We start from the raw sequence: 18,436 nt of genomic DNA, 5'->3' as shown, positions 1-18,436 counted from the left end.
AGGTGACCCATGACGAAATTACTGGAAACACCGAAAGAACTGGCGGAGCGCGTCGGTATCCCGGTAACCAACGTGCGCTACTTGATCCGCGAGGACATGCTGGATCATATCTACACCGCACCAGGACGACGCAATCCAAAGATTCCTCAGGGGGCTTGGGAGAAATACCTGGCGAAATTCACGGTACGTGCTGCCGCTTCGCCGAGTACGAGCGGACAACCTGAACCGAAAGCGGCAGGGCAATGAGCTCGCCCGCGCCGATGATGGCGAGCGAAACCACAGCTGCGCGTCTCCTCGATCTGAGGACGCCTCAGTTCCTCAAGCTTGTCGATGACGGTCATTTGCCGCCGGGTCGCGAGATTGCGCCCGGTGTCGTACGTTGGGATACCGAAACCCTGAAGAGGCTATTGAAGGGTGAGGGAGCCGAAATGTGGGATCGAATTCAGTGGTAGCGCATCGAAAACGGTACCTGTGGCAGCATCCTTCAGGGCGCTGGTACGTTCGCAAATGCGTCAACGGCAAGATGATCTATCTGGGGCGTATAACGGCGGATGTTGGAACGGCTGCGTTCGACCACCAGTATTGGGAGATTGTGAGCGGAAGGTCTTCCGTTTCAAAGACCTCATGGGCATTGCTCATTGATGAGATGATGCAGACCGACAAGTGGGCTAACTATTCCCCGCGCTACCGGGCCGACCTTGAGGAAGTCTCTGAGTATCTTGTCGAAAAGATTGGCAAGGCAGATGTCGCACGCCTTACCCAGGCGGACATCTATGATGCGATGGACAAGAACCGCCACCGGGTTCGGTTCGCAAACTACATCCCAACTGCGATCAGCATGTTGTCGAAGCTGGCGATCCGGAAGCGCTGGCGCAAAGACAACCCGGCGACCGACATCGAGCAGCTCAAGGTTCCGAAAGATCGACAGAAGCCGCACCTTCCTTGGACAGACGGGGCGGTCAAAAAGATGCGAGAAGAAGGGGAGCCGCTACCGCTACTCATTTTTGAGATTGGCGTAGGCAGCGTCCAGCGCCCCGGTGATTGGGTAGACTTCCAATGGGGTGACTATGACGGCGACACGCTGAAGCTGCGCCAGAATAAGACGGGCAAGGCGCTTCAGTTGCCTTGTACCAAGGCGCTAAGAACTGCGTTGGATAGAGCAAAAAGTGATCTGGGGTTCTCCCTGCACCCATCACGGCACATTCTCACCCGCTCAGATGGTTCGGCGATGAGCTATCACACCATGGCGCGTGTCATGGTGAAAGAGCGTAAGCGTCTGGAATTGATGGCTTTTGACCAGCACGCGCTACGCTACCGAGGCGTCATGGAACTTGCTTGGGCGGGTTACACCGACGACGAGATCGCCAGCTATAGCGGTCACACCTCCAAGAAGATGATCATCAAATATGCCGGTGAAGCGCGCCAAGTCATGCGAGCGCGTCAGGCTGCGGCCAAACGGAAATAGCCAAGAACAGAACCGGCACAGAACGAGAAACTGATACCCGAGGTGATACCCCAATGAGCACAGCAGATCATAAGTTATTGAAAATATTGGAGGCGAGTACCGGAATCGAACCGGTGTACACGGATTTGCAAGATCGGGTAACTTTATGAACTAGAAAGATAATTTGTTTAGACTCTGGCTCAAGATGCGCGGAACAGAGCGTGATTGTTTAGACGAGGTTCATGTTGGTTGTTGCGTACTTTGGCAGTCTTTTTTTGTTGCGCCTCGATTGCCATACATCGACTTGGCGCGGTGTAGCTCCGCACGAGGCTCAAAACGAACCTTGGTTGACCGTACATAGTAGCTTCGGTTTTAAACTCTACTATCTATGTTTCGTGTCTGACCAGTACAGGTTTTCTGAATGCAAAACTTGAACTTAGCGGCCACTAAAGAATTGATTTTTCAAGCGCAAATTCTTTAATTTTAAGAAACTAGAGCGACCTAGGAGGCTACTTCGAACCTGCGACAACGCTCCAGAAAAAAACATCGAGGGATCGCGAAATCTCAGAACGTTTGAAATTATCAATAAAGCTGCGCACTAGCACGGAATCTTCTCCTTTGTGAATTTCGATGGACAACTGGCGGAGAAAGCTCAAAACCAATCTGTCGGTTTCAGTCATCTCTTTTGAAACGTGCGCAAATATACCGTACCGTTCTTCAGTAAAGACTAGTGAGTTTACACTTGCAGCGCAGTCTTGCTGTCCCGAATTCTTGACTGAGCTCAATGCCCTGGCAATGATTTCCAGATCACCAACAGAATAATATATCTCTCCTTTGCACAAAGCTGTTGCTAGAGACTTGTGATCTGAAAAATCACGAACAACTGGTGGAGCAGTACGAGCGGCGTAAGCAGTCGCCATATCGTCTAATTTTTGTAGGGCGACACTGTCGGCTTGTGCTTGTGCGTTGCAATTTGGGACCTCTTCAGCTGGCAATTGGAAAGGGCTTGCAACGTCATTATATAGATACCTTTCTACGAAAGGTGAAAAGGTCGGGCCAAAACCGTTGGCTTCGGCGATCGTCTTGACTGCCCCAAACGCAGTTGTACCCTGCACGACGCCTACAACTGAGCCAATACACGGCCAAAAGTAAGGCCATTGCCGACCGTCGTATTCTGCAACACCGATCCCCGAGAGATAGACCGGCGGTGAAACCATGACTGAAGGTATAGCCAAGCGCTCTTGATTGATAGTTGCTGGATCACAAAGGACGTGGATTTCACCCGCTTCCAAAAACTCGAAGCGCTTCTGTGCCGAGGCTATCTCCTTAAATCTGACTCTGAAGCTATTATGCTTCTTCATTTCTTGTATCACACTATAACAAACGTTGATCATAAATCCAGTGATAACTCGGCCCGCTTCTTCACTTTCGACTTCGCTAGTCAGTCTTCCATCTGGTCGGGCTGCCGCAAGATAGGAAAAAGGCGGTACTTCCGCGCGGTATCCAACGACTAACTCGGTTTCTTGCTCTGCATTCGTAGAGGAGGGCATAGCTGCGAAGACGATAGTCGCGGAAGCCAAAAAGTTTCGGATCTGACCCATAGTGTACACTAACTCTGCGACCGATTGAACGTGACTACGTCAGCGACAGATGAAAATACCTTCGTCATCGATCCGGATTCGGCTAACTCGGACGTACTGGCATAGAGTACTAGAAAAGTTCCAAAAGGTAGTGTGATAAGAATTGCCATGTCGTCTAATGTTAGCCCTGCCCAAGTGGGAGGCGGCATCTTGGCTAGACTCGCGGAGAATTGAGCAACCATCCACAAAAATATAGTAGCAATCACGCTTGCAGCGACGGTGGCATACCAACGCATGTTGTCGTGATGATCAGCTATAAACAGCATAGCACAAGCAGCGAAAAATGACATGAGGAGGATTCGCGGAAACTGTGCAAGCTCTTCTTTTAGGAAGCTAACGCTAACCTCGGTCATTTCAGTGAATTCGAGTAGCATTAAATGCGCAAAAACAGCCTCTGTTCGTAGGCAAGTGATCAATCCATATAGGAGTGTTGCTAGCACTGCCGGGATCCACGCGAGTTTCGCATAATCCCAAAATGGAATATGCCCCAGAACTGGTGGGACCCAATCGCCTTGATCAATCTTGTAATGCCGCGTGGTTATAGTGACGACGGAAAGCAGTACCAGCGATGGCAAGAGGGGCCAGAGCATGTCGGCACAAGCATTTTGCAACTCGTTAAACGTAGATTGAGCTGAGGGATCGCGTAGCAACCATGCAAGTCTTTCGAAGGCCAAGTAGCTGACCACAGCGCCAACAACGCTTGCTAGTGCAATGTCATGGAGCGACTGGGCAGTTTTGCTCTCGGTTACTTTCTTGATGATTTCAGCTGCTGGGGTCCCGCGCAGTGCATCAGGAGTTCCACGAGAGCGGATTGCAAACAGACCAAAGAGGCACTGCATAGAACCGGCAAGAGCAACTGAGTCCTCAAGTAGTTTGGCCATCGCTTCGTCTTTGAGCTCGCTGTCGCGAATGCTGCTGCGGATGCTCCCATATCGTGCGCTCAGTTCTTCAATCCTTGCCAGTGGTGCTTCATCATTAAATAGTTCTCGAAAGGCTGCACGTTGCGGCCCAATGATGGGGCCCTGCAATAGATCAATGCAACGTAAAGAGCTTTTGATTGCTTCTGTCGTATTGCCCAGAATCGGATCGGGCGGGGAACTTGTCAATTTTTCAGTGAACGCTTTGAAGAGTGACATTTGGGAGTCATCACCAAAGTCGTTGTAGTTGAGGCTTTCAAGGGCTTTTATGACTCGGAAAATGTTGCGCGGCACGCCGGCAAAGAAATAAGCGATGGAGCGTACCTTTCGCTCAAGAAATTGGAACGTTGGTGAGGCTGCGCCAATAACAATTGAAACAGCTAGCCAGAATGGAAGACTATCCGGCTGATCAAGTGGTGAAGCACTTTCACCTTCTAAGGAGGGGTTCACAATCGACCGAACGATGTGGTCTGCCCCACCAGCAACGGCATCGGCCGGCCCAGCATTTTCTGGTACGAGTATCGGTATCAGTTCCGGCGAAGCTAGCAAAATAAGGTAGAGCGCGACAAACGCCATCATGTAGATCATTCGCCCGCGACGGTTTTCCGCCTCGGTGGTCAACGCTGTCATTCTGACGTTTTCAAGCTCTTTTCGTGTGGGCTGATTGTTCGACTTGAGATTGTCTACCGCGTCTGCGGATGAATATTCTTTATGCGCTTCAAAAAGTAAAACTGCTGCTCCTAGAACGACGGCCCAGATCGCATAGCTGTCCAAATGAGTGCTCCATCGTAAATATTACAACTCAGTGCTTGCACGTGACTTGCTATCTGCAGTTCTGATATCTGGGATTACACGACGAATTAGCGTCTACAGGCAAACTTGATGACACTATGGTCGTAAAGCTCCCAAGTAACACAATAAATAGCGTTTGGCGCATATCTACCTCATTTAAAAAATATATAAGTCCAACACAACTAAAAATTTTATTATATCATTTCCCTCGTTCTTTTGCAATAGCTGGTTCGAGGGCAGAGCTATCTTTTTTAGGCGTACAAGATTTCCCTTAGGTGGGCCTATGTGCCGCAGTACTTTCAGGGCATTAAGCTGCGCGCGACAAGCATCGCTTCGCGCGGAAACCACTTAACCTGACCAGTAGACCTTCGGGGCAGCTTGTTACGCTTTCTTGACTTGAAGCTCTATTGCAGAGTTGCCGTCGGTTATTGAAGTCACTGCTCGCATCACCACGCAAGCAAATGTGCGCGACAGCCGCTATAAAGCTTTCTTCTTCACAGCTTTCACTTGAGCGTTACGCCTGAAGAACCATTGCCTGTTTCTGGCTGTTTCAGCATTTTCCGTGGCCCAACTACACAAAAGCGTCGATGCGCCCAAGCGCGCCGTTGTTAGCATGGAGGATGATCAAGCAAACCAGGTCCATTTTTACATCAGGGCAATAAGCAGAGCTACCCGACTTGCAACCTTGTGTCATTGTCGTTAGCCACCAGCCCTCGGCTCCCGAAGACTTCATGGATCGGAGGGGGCAGGGGGCGTCTCATCCACTCCCTCCCTCCTTGTTGGGATATGCAGTTAGTGACACCGCCAACCTTTAAAAGCGGGTTGGCTTGATACCTACAGGAAACAGGCAGACCTTCAACCGGCGAAAAGTTTATCACGATATGTTTCAAGTATTACAGCTTTGTATATGCAGTTAGTGACACCACTTGTGATTCAGCGCGCTTGTAGAGTTTGCGATAGCCGGAATCTTCGCCTAGATTCAGTCCTGTAAGCAGTTTACATGAGGGTTTCTCATTCAGCCGCAAGGATGCGCAAACAGCGCGAAAACGGGACGCTAGGTGAAGATATGGCAGCGCAACAACAGGAACAGAAAGCACTCGCGCTGCTCAACGCGTTCGAAAAGGCGGGAAAGACGGTATGTCGGGTCATCGTCGAAGGTCGCCGGATCGAACTGGAGCTTGCCCAACCAAGTGACGATGAAGATGAGTTCGCGGGGATAGATATGCAGCATGGCAAAGCGTGAGCTTCCAAAACACGTGTATCGGCAGAGGAACGGTATCTATTTTCAGCGGCGTGGGTGGCCGTCGCAGAAGTTCGAAAATGAGTTTGGAACCCCTGAGTTCTGGCGGGAGTACGCAGGGATTCTCACTCAAAAGGACAAACCGCGAAAGGTTGTCTCTCGGAACTTCGGCGCGCTCATAGACAGCTATCGCAAGTCGCCACGCTATCGGAACCTCATGCCACGCACCGGCCTCGACTACGATAAACATCTCGATTTCTTCAAAGAGATCATGGGCGAGACCAATCCTGCAAAGATGCAGCGCAAGGATGTGATCCGCTTGCGCGACTCAAACGCCCATAAGGCCTACTTTGCAAACTACTCCCTACGCGTGCTCCGCATCTTGATGGAGCACTGCGTTGATCTTGGTTGGCGTGACACTAACCCAGCGAGGGGTGTCCCCGAGCTCAAAACCCAAAAGCGGCCCGAGCGCGAGCCATGGCCGCGTGACCTCCTGGACGCTTACAGGCAGGCTTGCCCGCTCGGCACCAGAGAAAGGCTCGTGATGGAGCTCTGCGTTGGCACCGGCCAGCGGATCGGCGACGTTCTGAACATGAGATGGTCCAACATCGAAGACGGTTCCGTCTGGCTGCGCCAGAGTAAGACCTCCAAGGAACTCTGGGTTCCGATTCTCCCCGAGCTCCAAGCGGCGCTGGACGCCGCCAGCAGACACTCGGTGTTCCTCCTGACCAAAGAGAGTGGAACCAACCGCTGGTCCTACAGAGGGGCATCAGCCGCCATCAGGAAGGTCAGAGACCGGATAGGGGCGCTCGACTACGACATCCACAGTTGGCGCTACAACGCCGCCTGTGAGCTTCTGGAAGCAGGCTGCGGGGATGATCTGATCGCGTCTGTGACCGGTCAAAGCCCTGCAATGGTCCAGCACTACACCAAAAAGGTGCGGCAGAAGATCAGGGCAGTCCGAGCGCAACAGATGCGCACTGAACAAAGTAGATCCTGAAAACGCACCCTAGAGCGGCATAGCGGCGCTTCTGCCACCCACTTCGACGCTCCCCCAAACCAGACCTACAGTGCCCAAAACGCGCTCCTTCACAGCGCGTTTTTTGCTGTCTCCGAGAGACCGAAACAAGAACGGAACAAAAACAGAATGTTTAGACAAATGTTTAGACTCTCGATCCGCTTCGAGCCCAAAATCCGCTAAGTCATTTATTTTAAATGGAGGCGAGTACCGGAATCGAACCGGTGTACACGGATTTGCAATCCGCTGCGTCACCACTCCGCCAACTCGCCGACCGATGGTGTCTGAGCGCTATAGCAACGCGCCGGGTCGTCCGCAAGTCGTGCGAGGGCGCAGGGCCGCCCGTGTTTGTCTGAGGAAAACTGGCAGGCGGGCCGAGGTGTCGCACCACGTCGCATTGCCCAATCTGCGGCTTTGTGGCATCGCACATGCAGACCGATCTGAAACGAGCGCCCTATGACAGATTTCGCGACCCGCCGCACCATGATGGTGGACACCCAGGTCCGCCCTTCCGATGTCACGAAATTCCCGATCATCGAAGCCATGCTTCATGTCCGGCGGGAGGCTTTCACGCCGGATGACAAGCAGGAACTGGCCTACGCGGGTGAGAACATCGTCCTGACGCCCGGACGGGTGATGCTGGAGCCGCGCACCTTTGCCAAAATGCTCGACGCGCTCGACATACAGGCGGACGAGCTCGTGCTCGATCTGGGGTGCGGTTTCGGTTATTCGAGCGCCATCCTGGCGCGGCTGGCCGATGCTGTCGTTGCCGTGGAAGAGGATGAGGCCATGGCGGCCGAGGCGGAAGCCCGTCTGCTGGCGCAGAATGTCGACAACGCCGCCGTGCTGACCGGTCCGATGGCCGAGGGCGCTGCAAAGCACGGCCCTTATGACGTGATCATGGTTCAGGGGGGCGTGGGCGATGTCCAGGCGGCGCTTCTCGATCAGCTCAAACCCGGTGGCCGGATCGCGTGCCTGTTCATCGAGGACGGGCTCGGCACCTGCCGCATCGGCTACAAGCTCGACGGAAATGTCACCTGGCGTTACGAATTTAACGCAGCCGCGCCAATTCTGCCCGGTTTCGAGAAGAGCGCTGCTTTTTCGCTTTAAGCCTCTGTATGCTGACGGCATAGTCATCAAAAACCATGCATCGCAGCAGAGGTAAACGCAGTGTTCATCCGCACCATTCGCGCCGCAGGACTGGGCCTTGCCATTGTGGCCACCAACGCGCTGGCCGCTCCGGCCCAGACGCTGACAGACACGCTGGTGGAGGCATACAAGACCAGCCAGTTGCTTGAGCAGAACCGGGCGTTGCTTCGGGCTGCTGATGAAGATGTTGCGCTGGCGGTGTCGCGGCTGCGCCCGGTCCTCGATTACATCGGGTCATATACCTGGTCGGACAACCGCGATATCGAAACGGACAATACCGGGATCGGGCTGTCGGCGACGTGGCTGCTCTATGATTTCGGTCGGTCGCGACTTGATATCGAGGCGTCGAAGGAAGTTGTGCTCGCCACACGCGAGGCCCTGCGCGACATTGAACAGGATGTTTTGCAGCTTGGCGTGCAGGCATTTCTCGACGTGCGGCTGGCGCTTGAGACCGTCGATCTGCGCCGCAACAACGTTCGCGTGATTTCCGAGCAGTTGCGGGCCGCTCGTGACCGGTTCGAAGTGGGCGAGGGGACGAGCACTGACGTTGCACAGGCCGAAGCCCGTCTCGCCGAGGCCAATTCCAACCTCTCGCTGGCGCTTGGCGACCTCGCGGCAGCGCGCGAATTCTACCGTGCTGTCACAGGCGCATTTCCCGTCAATCTGGCGCGCCCACCGGCGGCCCCGAGCATCCCCGGCTCGGTGGAGGAAGCGTCGTCGATCGGCGTGACGCGGCACCCGTCCATCCTGTCGGCGCAACGCAGTGTGCGCGCGTCGGAACTGACAGCCGAGTCGGCGCAGCGCGGCATCACACCGACGATCAACCTGCAGGCGGACGTCACGCGCAACTGGCGCGACGACGCCAGCGACTCGACCGATAGCGCACTGAGCCTTAACCTGCGTGGTCCGATCTATCAGGGCGGCGCGATCAGTGCGCAGTATCGCCAGGCGCTTGCCCGTACGGAAGTTGAACGCGCCCAACTCAATCAGGCGGTTCTGGATATTCGTCGCTCGGTTGGAACGAACTGGGCCAATGTACAGGTTGCGCGCGCCGTGATCGAAGCTTCGGTTCGCCAGGTCGAGGCGGCACAGATCGCATTCGAAGGCGTGCAGGAGCAACAACGGGTCGGCGAACGGACAACGCTTGATGTCCTCGATGCGGAACAGGAACTGCTGGATGCGCGTACAACGCAGGTGTCAGCCGAAATCGCAGCGGTCCAGTCCGTGTATGACCTGCTGCGGGCCATGGGGCTTTTGACGGTTGATTACTTGGGCTTGCCGGTACCCACCTACGATCCGAGCGTCTACTTCAATGCGGTCAAGGATGCACCGGCGACGAGCACACAGGGCGCGCGTCTGGACCGGGTGTTGGAGAGCATTGGTCAGCAATAAACATTCCTTACGTTAGTCTTGTGTGCGCGGGTCATTCCTCCTACTCTATCTAGTGGTGAGAATGAGGTAATGATGTCCACTGCGTTCCCTGGTGAAACTACAGAAGACGTGCTGGCGTCGATCCGTCGGATCGTTGCTGAAGAAAACGGTGTCGATGAGGCGTCCACGGCAAGGGTGACGGGTGCGCAATCGGCGGAACGCCCCCCGGTCTACTCAGCCCATCAAGCGCAGGCCCGAGCGGCGCGCGAACGCCGCACAGCGGCTCTGCTTGAGGCCTGCGAGCGTTTTGAAAAGCAAATGAAAGAGCGCGCCGACGCGGCCGCAGCAGAGGCTGCAAAGCCAAAGCTGCTGACCGCGCCGATCGCTGCTGCCGAGCCACGCGCCGTAGCTTCAGCGAACGCGGGTTCTGGGGCGACCCTGTGCAAGTTGCTACTGACCGAAGACTTTCGTGTTCGCGCCCCTGATCCGGGGCGCGTGGCGCACCCGGCCGCGCCCGCTGCACGGCAGGGCTATTCGGAGGATTCGGATCTTTCCGAAGCGGACGCGAAACCCACTTTGGAAAAAGTCGTGCGTGATGCTGTGGCCGACTCTGTGCGCAATGCGCTGCACGGTGCGGTTGGTGCCGAGGACGAGGCCGATATTCTGGACGACGATGGCTATATCGATGCGGAAACTCTGCGTGCACTGGTTATCGGCATCGTCCACGAAGAACTGCGCGGCGAACTCGGCAGCCAGATATCTTCCCGCGTGCGCAAACTCGTTCGACAGGAAATCAACCGTGCGCTTCAGGTGGAGCAGATGGGTTATCGATAAACCGGCGCGGATGCGAGGCTGAGCAACCCGTCAAGGTCGAGGTGCTGTGCCATATGCTCGGCCAAAGCGTCCAACGTGTCGTCCACGCTGGCCTCGTACCCGTCAAGCTGCGTCTTGCCGCCCAAGCGCTTGAGGGTCGCGGCCCGGAACGCGTCTGAGGCGAACAGGCCGTGCACGTAACATCCACGCACTTGTCCTGTGGCGGATGTCGCGCCTGCTGGCTGTCCTGAAATCTCAAGCCAGGGGCGGGCGCAATCCGGACCAGAGGTCTCCCCCAGATGAATTTCGTAACCCGCGACCGGGGTGTCGTTTTCGATGTCGTGGCCGGAGACCGCGCGCACATGTTTTTCCGGGCGCATTTCCGTTTCGATGTCCAGCAGGCCCAAGCCGGGTACGTCCGCTGCACTTCCTTCGATCCCGTCGGGGTCGCGCAACCGCACCCCGAGCATCTGGTACCCGCCGCAAAGGCCAATCACATGCCCGCCGCGCCGCACATGGGCCTGCAGGTCAACGTCCCAGCCTTGCGCGCGAAAATGGGCCAGATCGGCGATGGTGGATTTCGAGCCCGGGATCAGAACCAGATCCGCATCGCCGGGCAGGGGGCGTCCGGCCTCGATGATCTGCACGTCCACGCCGGGCTCTGCGGTCAAGGGATCGAGATCGTCGAAATTCGCGATACGGTTCAGCCTTGGCACCGCGACCTTGAGGCCGACCCCGGGCCGCGACCTGAGGTCCATCACATCCTCAGCCGGTAACCGCCACGCGTCGGCAAACCAGGGCAGCACACCGATTGCCGCCCAGCCCGTCTGCGTGGCAATCGCACTCATGCCGTCATCAAACAGGCTCACGTCGCCGCGAAACTTGTTGATTGCAAAGCCTTTTATGCGATCGCGATCTTCCTTGGGCAGGATCACCTGTGTGCCCACAAGCTGCGCAATCACCCCCCCGCGATCAATGTCCCCGACCAGAACAACCGGCGCGCCGACGGCTTCGGCAAATCCCATATTGGCGATATCGCCCGCGCGCAGGTTGATTTCTGCCGGGCTGCCCGCACCTTCGATCAGGACCAAATCCGCCTGCGCCGCGAGGCGACGGAAACTCTCGACAGCCGGGGCCAGAAGGTGCGGCTTGGCCTTGGCGTAGTCTCGTGCCCGTAGCGTGGCGAAGCGTTTACCCTGGACGATCACCTGCGCTCCGGTATCGGTTTCGGGCTTGAGAAGCACGGGGTTCATGTCCGTGACAGCGGGCACGCCCGCTGCCCGCGCCTGCAAGGCCTGCGCCCGCCCGATCTCTCCGCCATCGACGGTCACGGCGGCATTGTTGGACATGTTCTGCGGTTTGAACGGGCGCACGGCCATCCCGCGCCGCGCAAAGGCCCGCGCCAGGCCCGCAACAAACAGCGATTTGCCGACATTCGATCCAGCACCCTGAATCATAATGGTTTTTGCCATGAAGCCTCCGCGCGTTAGCTCTGTGCTAAACGGTGAGGCAGGCAAAGGACAAGAGCGGATGAACACACCTGCGCATCTGATTTTCGGGGCCGGGTTCTTTGCAAAACCCCACGCCCGCAGCATCACGCTTGCGGCGCTGGCTGGCGCGTTGTTTCCGGACCTGTCGCTTTATGTGCTGGTGGCATGGGCGATGCTGGTGCAGCAGGTTCCGCCGCAAATCATTTTTGATGACCTCTACTTCTCACCCGAATGGCGGCAGGTGTTTGCCATCGACAACTCGATCCCGCTCTGGACATTGGTCGCTTGTGCCGGGTTCTGGGCAAAGAGGCCCGAGGTGTTCGCATTCGCCGGGGCGGCTTTGCTGCATCTGCTGCTCGACTTGCCGTTGCATCACGATGACGGGCGGCCGCATTTCTGGCCGTTCTCGATGTGGGTGTTCGAAAGCCCAGTCAGTTACTGGGACAGTACCCGGTACGCCCGGCTCGTCGCGCCGATCGAAGGGGCAGCGTGCCTCGCCCTCGTTGTCTTGCTGTGGCGCAGATTTCGCAGCTGGACCGCGCGCTTCGTATTCAGCGTGCTGATGGCGGCGGAATTATGGGTGATCCGGCAATGGTTGCTGTTTTTCTGATGCGCAAGAAAAAACGCGCGCCGAGTGGTGGCGCGCGTTTTTATCCGGAAAAACAGGGGAATGCTTAAGCGGCTTCTGCCTGCTGTGCGGCGTTGCGACGCTCGCTCTCTTCGCGCGACAACGCGACAGAGGTGCGAACACCCTGACCAACGAATTCCATCAGACCCTTCACAACCCGCTCGTTCGGGTCGATCCCGGCACAGGACAGCACTTCGCGCCCGTCGCGCGAGCGCGCCCATCGGGCGATCTGTTCGGGCCCATTCCCGTATTTCTTGTCATCAGCAATCGCATCGTCCAGTGCAGCGAGAACAACGGCGGCAAAAAGCTTCCGTGCCCGCTGGCCCTGTTCGTAGTTGAACGCTGATGCGTCGACGAAGTCGGCCATATGGTTTCCTTATTATTGCTCTTGTCTTTTTGGCGTAGCGCCGAATATGACGATTTCGAAACGATTCTGGGGTGCGATTTAGGAATACCAGATATGCGCTTGGCGCATAGCTAAATCTGCAACGACCCAAATTGCTGCGGCTTGTCACGTGGCGGTCCGCCAGATATAGGAACCGGCAAACTTCTATCAACCTTTTGCCCAGGTTTTGCCTCATGCCAAAGATCAACGGTAACGAAATTCGTCCCGGCAACGTGTTGGAGCACAACGACGGCTTGTGGGCCGCCGTGAAAGTCGAGCATGTCAAACCGGGCAAGGGCGGGGCGTTTGCCCAGGTCGAGCTGAAGAACCTGCGCAACGGGTCCAAACTGAACGAGCGTTTCCGGTCCGCCGACAAGGTGGAAAAGGTCCGCCTTGAACAGAAGGACCAGCAGTTCCTGTACGAGAATGACGGCATGCTCGTGTTCATGGACAATGAGACCTACGAACAGATCGAACTTCCTGCCGATATCCTGGGTGAGCGCCGCCCGTTCCTGCAGGACGGGATGACCATTGTCATCGAGTATTACGAGTCAGAGGCGCTCAGTGCGACCTTGCCCCAGAAAGTCGTCTGCAAGGTGGTCGAGACGGAACCCGTCGTCAAAGGCCAGACAGCAGCCAATAGCTTCAAGCCCGCGCTCCTGGACAACGGGATCAAGGTCATGGTGCCGCCCTTCGTCGGGCAGGATGAGGACATTGTCGTCAACACCGAGGCCATGGAATACGCCGAACGCGCGTAAAGGCTGCGCGGAAACGGGCCGGTTTCTAGTGACTTGGCCCGCTCTGCACCTATCATTCCTTTCAGACGGCGCTCGCGCGCCCAGCTCTGGGAGGATATTTCATGAAATCTTTTGCACTCGCAGCCCTTGTTGCGCTCGCACCAGTAGCGGCTCTGGCGGGGGACACGCCCGCGCCCGAGGGCGCCGCGGTCTATTTCGTCAACCTCAGCGACGGGGACACCGTCTCGACGCCGGTGACCATCATCTTTGGCCTCGAAGGTATGGGGGTGGCCCCTGCCGGGACTGAAAACGCCAAGACCGGCCACCATCACCTGTTGCTGAACCGCCCGCCGCTTGGCGAAGGCCCCGATGGCGCAGAGGAGTTGCTGTACGGTTTGCCCGCCGATGACAATCACATCCATTTCGGCGGAGGGCAGACGCAGGTGACGCTCGACCTGCCTGCGGGGACGCACACGATGCAACTGGTTCTGGGCGACATGAACCATGTGCCCCATGATCCGCCCATCATGACCGAGGTGATCACCGTCACCGTGGAATAACGCGGGTCAGTCCGGGTCGGGCAGGCGGGACAGCGTGGCAGCGCCTGCTGTCAGTTCCCCCTCGGCCCGGTCGAAGCGCAGAAACGCCAATGCGGCGTCCCCCGCTTGCGTGAACAGCGTGCCCGCTGGCTTGCCGTTGTTGATAATCTCTGTTCCCGCAGGAGCGCTGCCCTGAACAGAGACCCGCACAAGGCCTTTGCGCAATTCGGTCTTGTGTTTCATCCGTGCAGTCACCTCCTGGCCGACGTAACAGCCCTTCTTGAAGTCCACGCCGTGCAGGCGTTCGAACCCCATCTCAAGGATGAAACTGTCGTTCGGGATCAACTCCACCCCGGCCTGTGGCACCGCGTGCGCCACCCTGAGCGCGGCCCAATCCGTGGTTTGCGGGCCACCGTCAACGCCGTACATGCGCCAGCCGAGGGCGGCGTGCCGCGGGTCTGCATAGGCGCCCTCCGGCACCGGCCCAAGCCCCATGGCCACCGGTATGTCTGTCAACTCAAGCGTCACGTCCGCGCGTAGCTTGAACATTGTCAGCCGCTTCAGAAGCCCGTCGGCCTGGTCCGCGTCCACATCCAGCCAGATGTCGTCCCCTGCCGGAACGACGAAGAAATCCGCCAGATACTTGCCCTGCGGAGACAAGAGTGCTGCGTAGACAAGCGCGTCTGCGTCACCGGACACGTCGTTGGTAATCATGCCTTGCAGAAACTTCCGCGCGTCCGTGCCGGACAGGGCGATGATCTTGCGGTCGGGGGCGGCTTCGGGGGGGGTGGTTGTTTCGGTTTGTGGCACTTTTGCCTCCCATCCTGTCCTAGGCTCACATATAGGTTCGCGGGCGCGATGCAATCCGTTGTTCCAGATTTCGCAAAGGCTGACCCAATGCCCGCCCCGCTCTCCATCGTGATGCCGGTTTTGAATGCAGCCCCCGGCCTGGCGCGCAGTTTGCCGGCGCTGGCAGAAGGGTTGGAGAACGGCGTGATCTCGCAACTAATTCTGTCGGATGGCGGCTCCACGGACGAAACGAAACGCGTGGCCGATGCCGCCGGGGCCGTGTGGCTGACCGGGGCGCCCGGGCGCGGCGGGCAGGTTGCGCGGGGCATTGCCGCCGCGCACTGCCCGTGGATTCTTGTCCTGCACGCTGACACGGTTCTGTCGCCGGGGTGGTCGCTCGCTGTGGCGGAGGCCTTTGCCACCCCCGACATTGCGCGCTACGGGACGCTGTCTTTCGATGCGCGTGGGCCTGCGCCTCGGATCGTGGCACGGTGGGCCAATCTGCGCAGTCGCGTCTTCGGGCTGCCCTACGGAGATCAGGCGCTGCTTGTGCACCAGACCCTGCTGGAGAAAGTGGGGGGGTATCCAGACCTGCCGTTGATGGAGGATGTCGCGCTGTCGCGGGCGCTCAAGGGGCGGCTCGCCCCGCTGGGGGTCGTGGCAAGAACATCCGCCGATCGATACCAGCGCGAGGGGTGGCTGTGGCGCGGGGTGCGGAATCTCTCGTTGCTGGCGCGTTTTTTCGCGGGTGCGGACCCGGCACAGCTTGCGGCGGCCTATTCCGGGCGCTCGCGCCCCCCACAGGATTGACGCGGCGGCGCGGCCTGATACGTCTCGGGACGTTGCCCTGTTCCGGAGCCTCTTAATGCCCCTCGCCAACGGTCGTCACTACCTTGCCATCCCCGGCCCATCGGTCATGCCCGACAGGGTCTTGCAGGCCATGCACCGGCCCGCGCCGAACATCTATACCGGCGCGTTGGTCGACCTTGTCGAAAGCGTCGTGCCGGATCTGAACCGCGTGGCGAAATCGTCCGGCAGGGTCGCGATCTACATCGGCAACGGGCACGCGGCGTGGGAGGCCTCCCTCGCGAATACGCTGGCCCCGGGCGACAAGGCGCTCGTGCTGGCGACGGGCATGTTCGCCAAAAGCTGGGCCGCGATGGCCGAGGCGCTGGGGGTCGAGGCAGAGATCCTCGACTTCGGGGATCGGGACACGGTTGACGCTTCGCAGATCGAGGCCCGCTTGAGCGCTGACACGCGTGGCGAGATCCGCGCCGTGCTGACCGTACAGGTCGACACCGCAACCTCGGTGCGTAACGACATTCCCTCGATCCGCGCGGCGATGGACGCCGCCGGTCATCCGGGCCTTTTGATAGTCGACTGTATCGCCTGCCTGGCCTGCGATGATTTTCGCATGGACGACTGGGGCGTCGACGTCATGGTTGCCGGCTGCCAGAAGGGTCTGATGACGCCGCCGGGCATGTGTTTTGTCTTTTTCAACGACAAGGCCGCCGCCCGCCGGGCGGAGTTGGCGCGGGTCTCAAGCTATTGGGACTGGATCCCGCGCAGCAACCCCGAGGCGTTCTACCAGTATTTCTGTGGCACGGCGCCGACCCATCACCTTTTTGGCCTGCGCGAGGCGCTGACGATGATCCTGGAAGAGGAGGGGCTGGAGGCCGTGCTGGCCCGTCATGCGACCCTCGCACGGGCCGTCTGGGCGGCGCTGGAGGCATGGGGACAGGGGGGTGCCATTGCGTGCAATATGACCGACCGTGCGCATCGTAGCCATGCGGTCACGGCGGTGCGGATGGAGGCCCCAAATGCGACCGCCCTGCGCGACTGGGTCACGGATAATGCGGGCGTGACGCTTGGGATCGGGTTGGGCATGGCCCCTCCGGGCGATCCGGCATGGCACGGGTTTTTCCGTATTGGTCACATGGGGCACGTGAACACGCATATGGTCATCGGCGGGCTCGGGGCGATCGACGCCGGGCTCAAGGCCCTTGGCCTGCCCCATGGCGATGGCGCGCTAGAGGCCGCTACTCGGGTTTGTGCGGGGGGCTCCAATCGGTCGGCTTGAGACCATTCTGATGCAGCGGTTTGCGACGAAAGATCTGATCAAGGACATAGGCAACCGCGAGTGCGGGCAGGAACCCGTAAAGCGCCCAGACAAACCCAAGCACGCAAAAGAGCACGATGCAGAACGCCACGAGGAACGGGGTGGTAAAATCCTCTACCCGGCCAATCTTTCGGTTTTCGGACATGGCGCGTCTCCTGTCGTCTGCAGTCGGTCTCACCGGTGTGAGACTAGCAATTCGGTGCGCGGTGCTGGCGTGTATCTGCGACAATATGCATCCGCAAATGAGAGCTTAGCTCGATTTTGCGGCATGCACAGCCTCCGCAAGCCGGTCTTGCAGCAGATCGAGCATCGGAGGTGGCGCCGCAGAGATGCGGATACACCGATCCAGCGGCGCGATGCCCGGCATTCTGACAAAGACGTCACGGGCGGCCAGTTCCGATACGCAGCGCCGCGCAAGGGCGCCATCACCGCCGCAGTCCAATGTGACAAAGTTGGTAGCCGAGGCCAGAGCCTGTAGACCCGAGGCCGCGCCGATGTCGGCAATCCGCACGCGGGCGGCTTCGGTTCGGCGCACCACTGAAGCCAGATAGTCTTGATCCGCAAGCGCCGCGCGGGCTGCGGCCTGCGCCAGCCGCCCGACCCCGAAATGTGCGCGCACCCGGTCGAAAGCGGAGATCAGCGGTGCGGCCCCCAGCGCATAGCCGATGCGCAGCCCAGCCAACCCGTACGCCTTGGAAAACGTCCGCATCCGAACCAGCCGCATGTCATCCGCAGCAACGTGCGGCGATGTTCCCCCGGGGGCGAACTCGATATACGCCTCGTCCAGCACCAGCAGACACTTTTCGGGCAGCGCATCAAGCAGTGTCGCGATCCGCGCACCGGAGTGCCAGCTGCCCATCGGATTGTCCGGGTTGGCAAGGTAGACAAGCCTTGCCCCGACCTCGTGGGCTTTTGCCGCCAACGCGTCCGGGTCCGCGTGGTCGGCACGGTAGGGGACGCTATGCAGGGCACCGCCGTAACCCGTGACATGGTAGTTGAATGTCGGGTAGGCCCCGGCAGATGTGACCACCGCGTCGCCCGGAGCGATCAGCATCCGCACCAGCGTGCCGAGCAGCCCGTCGATCCCTTCGCCAAGCACGACATGCGCACGCGGGATCCCATGATTCGCCGCGATGTCCGCGCGCAGGTCAAAACCTTCGGGGTCCCCGTACATCCAGACCTCGTTTGCGGCCAGGTGCATGGCCGCGATCGCGCGCGGGGACGGACCAAACGCGCTCTCGTTCGCGCCAAGCCGGGCCACGAACGCGCGTCCCGATGCGCGTTCCTGCGTTTCCGGGCCGATGAACGGGACGGTGGCAGGCAGGCCGGCGACAAGCGGTGTCAGGGGCGGTTGGTCGATCATGG

Annotated in this window: 20 protein-coding genes and 1 tRNA gene; 13 read left to right on the top strand and 8 right to left on the bottom strand. The window is 58.5% G+C overall.

All coding sequences use genetic code 11. The features are described from left to right. Positions 1-9: 9 nt before the first annotated feature. From ACP15N_RS03160 to ACP15N_RS03150, 3 genes are all read left to right on the top strand, one after another. On the top strand, positions 10-246 hold the full coding sequence (locus tag ACP15N_RS03160; protein ID WP_425090758.1) for a hypothetical protein: 237 nt from the start codon (positions 10-12) through the stop codon (positions 244-246). Further along, complete coding sequence (locus ACP15N_RS03155) at positions 243-452, top strand: hypothetical protein (protein WP_224815671.1); 210 nt, start codon at positions 243-245, stop codon at positions 450-452. The genes ACP15N_RS03160 and ACP15N_RS03155 overlap by 4 nt, the downstream gene beginning before the upstream one ends. A 71-nt stretch (positions 453-523) precedes the next feature. Continuing rightward, positions 524-1,465 (top strand): tyrosine-type recombinase/integrase, encoded by a 942-nt coding sequence (locus ACP15N_RS03150; protein WP_425090757.1) that lies wholly within the window; start codon positions 524-526, stop codon positions 1,463-1,465. A 488-nt stretch (positions 1,466-1,953) separates the two neighbouring features. Here the strand turns inward: ACP15N_RS03150 and ACP15N_RS03145 are convergent, their stop codons facing one another. Both ACP15N_RS03145 and ACP15N_RS03140 read right to left on the bottom strand, forming a co-directional pair. Next, positions 1,954-3,045 (bottom strand): hypothetical protein, encoded by a 1,092-nt coding sequence (locus ACP15N_RS03145; RefSeq protein ID WP_425090756.1) that lies wholly within the window; start codon positions 3,043-3,045, stop codon positions 1,954-1,956. A gap of 8 nt (positions 3,046-3,053) precedes the next feature. After that, positions 3,054-4,775: a hypothetical protein gene (locus ACP15N_RS03140; RefSeq protein WP_425090755.1), complete on the bottom strand. Its 1,722-nt coding sequence runs from the start codon at positions 4,773-4,775 to the stop codon at positions 3,054-3,056. A gap of 1,045 nt (positions 4,776-5,820) precedes the next feature. Here ACP15N_RS03140 and ACP15N_RS03135 point away from each other — a divergent pair. Together ACP15N_RS03135 and ACP15N_RS03130 are read left to right on the top strand one after the other, a co-directional pair. Continuing rightward, a complete protein-coding gene (locus ACP15N_RS03135; RefSeq protein ID WP_425090754.1) occupies positions 5,821-6,036 on the top strand; it encodes a hypothetical protein in 216 nt (71 codons plus the stop codon). Continuing rightward, complete coding sequence (locus tag ACP15N_RS03130) at positions 6,023-7,033, top strand: tyrosine-type recombinase/integrase (protein WP_425090753.1); 1,011 nt, start codon at positions 6,023-6,025, stop codon at positions 7,031-7,033. Before ACP15N_RS03135 ends, ACP15N_RS03130 begins: the two co-directional genes overlap by 14 nt. A 216-nt stretch (positions 7,034-7,249) precedes the next feature. On the opposite strand, the gene ACP15N_RS03125 is transcribed toward ACP15N_RS03130, so the two are convergent. Beyond that, positions 7,250-7,323, bottom strand: a tRNA-Cys gene (locus ACP15N_RS03125). A gap of 184 nt (positions 7,324-7,507) precedes the next feature. On the opposite strand from ACP15N_RS03125, the gene ACP15N_RS03120 reads away from it, so the two are divergent. The 3 genes from ACP15N_RS03120 to ACP15N_RS03110 all read left to right on the top strand — a co-directional run bounded on the left by ACP15N_RS03120 (position 7,508) and on the right by ACP15N_RS03110 (position 10,405). Continuing rightward, on the top strand, positions 7,508-8,161 hold the full coding sequence (locus ACP15N_RS03120) for a protein-L-isoaspartate O-methyltransferase family protein (protein ID WP_425090752.1): 654 nt from the start codon (positions 7,508-7,510) through the stop codon (positions 8,159-8,161). A 60-nt stretch (positions 8,162-8,221) separates the two neighbouring features. Then, entirely contained in the window at positions 8,222-9,592 is a 1,371-nt protein-coding gene (locus ACP15N_RS03115) for a TolC family outer membrane protein (protein WP_425090751.1), read from the top strand. 72 nt (positions 9,593-9,664) lie between these two features. Beyond that, a complete protein-coding gene (locus tag ACP15N_RS03110; RefSeq protein ID WP_425090750.1) occupies positions 9,665-10,405 on the top strand; it encodes a hypothetical protein in 741 nt (246 codons plus the stop codon). Here the strand turns inward: ACP15N_RS03110 and ACP15N_RS03105 are convergent. Further along, complete coding sequence (locus ACP15N_RS03105; RefSeq protein WP_425090749.1) at positions 10,396-11,856, bottom strand: cobyric acid synthase; 1,461 nt, start codon at positions 11,854-11,856, stop codon at positions 10,396-10,398. The genes ACP15N_RS03110 and ACP15N_RS03105 overlap by 10 nt on opposite strands. A gap of 58 nt (positions 11,857-11,914) precedes the next feature. On the opposite strand from ACP15N_RS03105, the gene ACP15N_RS03100 reads away from it, so the two are divergent. After that, positions 11,915-12,484 (top strand): cobalamin biosynthesis protein CobQ, encoded by a 570-nt coding sequence (locus ACP15N_RS03100; RefSeq protein WP_425090748.1) that lies wholly within the window; start codon positions 11,915-11,917, stop codon positions 12,482-12,484. Between the two features lie 64 nt (positions 12,485-12,548). On the opposite strand, the gene ACP15N_RS03095 is transcribed toward ACP15N_RS03100, so the two are convergent. Continuing rightward, positions 12,549-12,869, bottom strand: coding sequence for a DUF6280 family protein (locus tag ACP15N_RS03095; protein WP_425090747.1), 321 nt, complete (start codon positions 12,867-12,869; stop codon positions 12,549-12,551). A 212-nt stretch (positions 12,870-13,081) separates the two neighbouring features. On the opposite strand from ACP15N_RS03095, the gene efp reads away from it, so the two are divergent. Together efp and ACP15N_RS03085 are read left to right on the top strand one after the other, a co-directional pair. Next, positions 13,082-13,645 carry an elongation factor P gene (efp, locus tag ACP15N_RS03090; protein ID WP_425090746.1) on the top strand — a complete coding sequence of 188 codons (564 nt, stop codon included), beginning with the start codon at positions 13,082-13,084 and terminating at the stop codon, positions 13,643-13,645. 101 nt (positions 13,646-13,746) lie between these two features. After that, positions 13,747-14,184 (top strand): DUF4399 domain-containing protein, encoded by a 438-nt coding sequence (locus ACP15N_RS03085; RefSeq protein ID WP_425090745.1) that lies wholly within the window; start codon positions 13,747-13,749, stop codon positions 14,182-14,184. A gap of 6 nt (positions 14,185-14,190) precedes the next feature. On the opposite strand, the gene ACP15N_RS03080 is transcribed toward ACP15N_RS03085, so the two are convergent. Then, a complete protein-coding gene (locus ACP15N_RS03080; RefSeq protein WP_425090744.1) occupies positions 14,191-14,973 on the bottom strand; it encodes a YgfZ/GcvT domain-containing protein in 783 nt (260 codons plus the stop codon). Positions 14,974-15,060: 87 nt separating this feature from the next. On the opposite strand from ACP15N_RS03080, the gene ACP15N_RS03075 reads away from it, so the two are divergent. Both ACP15N_RS03075 and ACP15N_RS03070 read left to right on the top strand, forming a co-directional pair. Then, entirely contained in the window at positions 15,061-15,762 is a 702-nt protein-coding gene (locus tag ACP15N_RS03075; protein ID WP_425090743.1) for a glycosyltransferase, read from the top strand. A 55-nt stretch (positions 15,763-15,817) separates the two neighbouring features. Next, positions 15,818-17,032, top strand: coding sequence for a pyridoxal-phosphate-dependent aminotransferase family protein (locus ACP15N_RS03070; protein ID WP_425090742.1), 1,215 nt, complete (start codon positions 15,818-15,820; stop codon positions 17,030-17,032). Here the strand turns inward: ACP15N_RS03070 and ACP15N_RS03065 are convergent. Then, positions 16,992-17,216, bottom strand: coding sequence for a hypothetical protein (locus tag ACP15N_RS03065; RefSeq protein ID WP_425090741.1), 225 nt, complete (start codon positions 17,214-17,216; stop codon positions 16,992-16,994). The two genes, ACP15N_RS03070 and ACP15N_RS03065, sit on opposite strands and share 41 nt — an antisense overlap. A 105-nt stretch (positions 17,217-17,321) precedes the next feature. Continuing rightward, entirely contained in the window at positions 17,322-18,431 is a 1,110-nt protein-coding gene (locus ACP15N_RS03060) for a pyridoxal phosphate-dependent aminotransferase (protein WP_425091598.1), read from the bottom strand. Between the last annotated feature and the right edge of the window lie 5 nt (positions 18,432-18,436).

The sequence above is a fragment of the Tropicimonas sp. S265A genome (assembly GCF_049800835.1).
Lineage (GTDB): Bacteria > Pseudomonadota > Alphaproteobacteria > Rhodobacterales > Rhodobacteraceae > Dinoroseobacter.
This window is presented reverse-complemented; position numbering and strand designations above follow the sequence as displayed.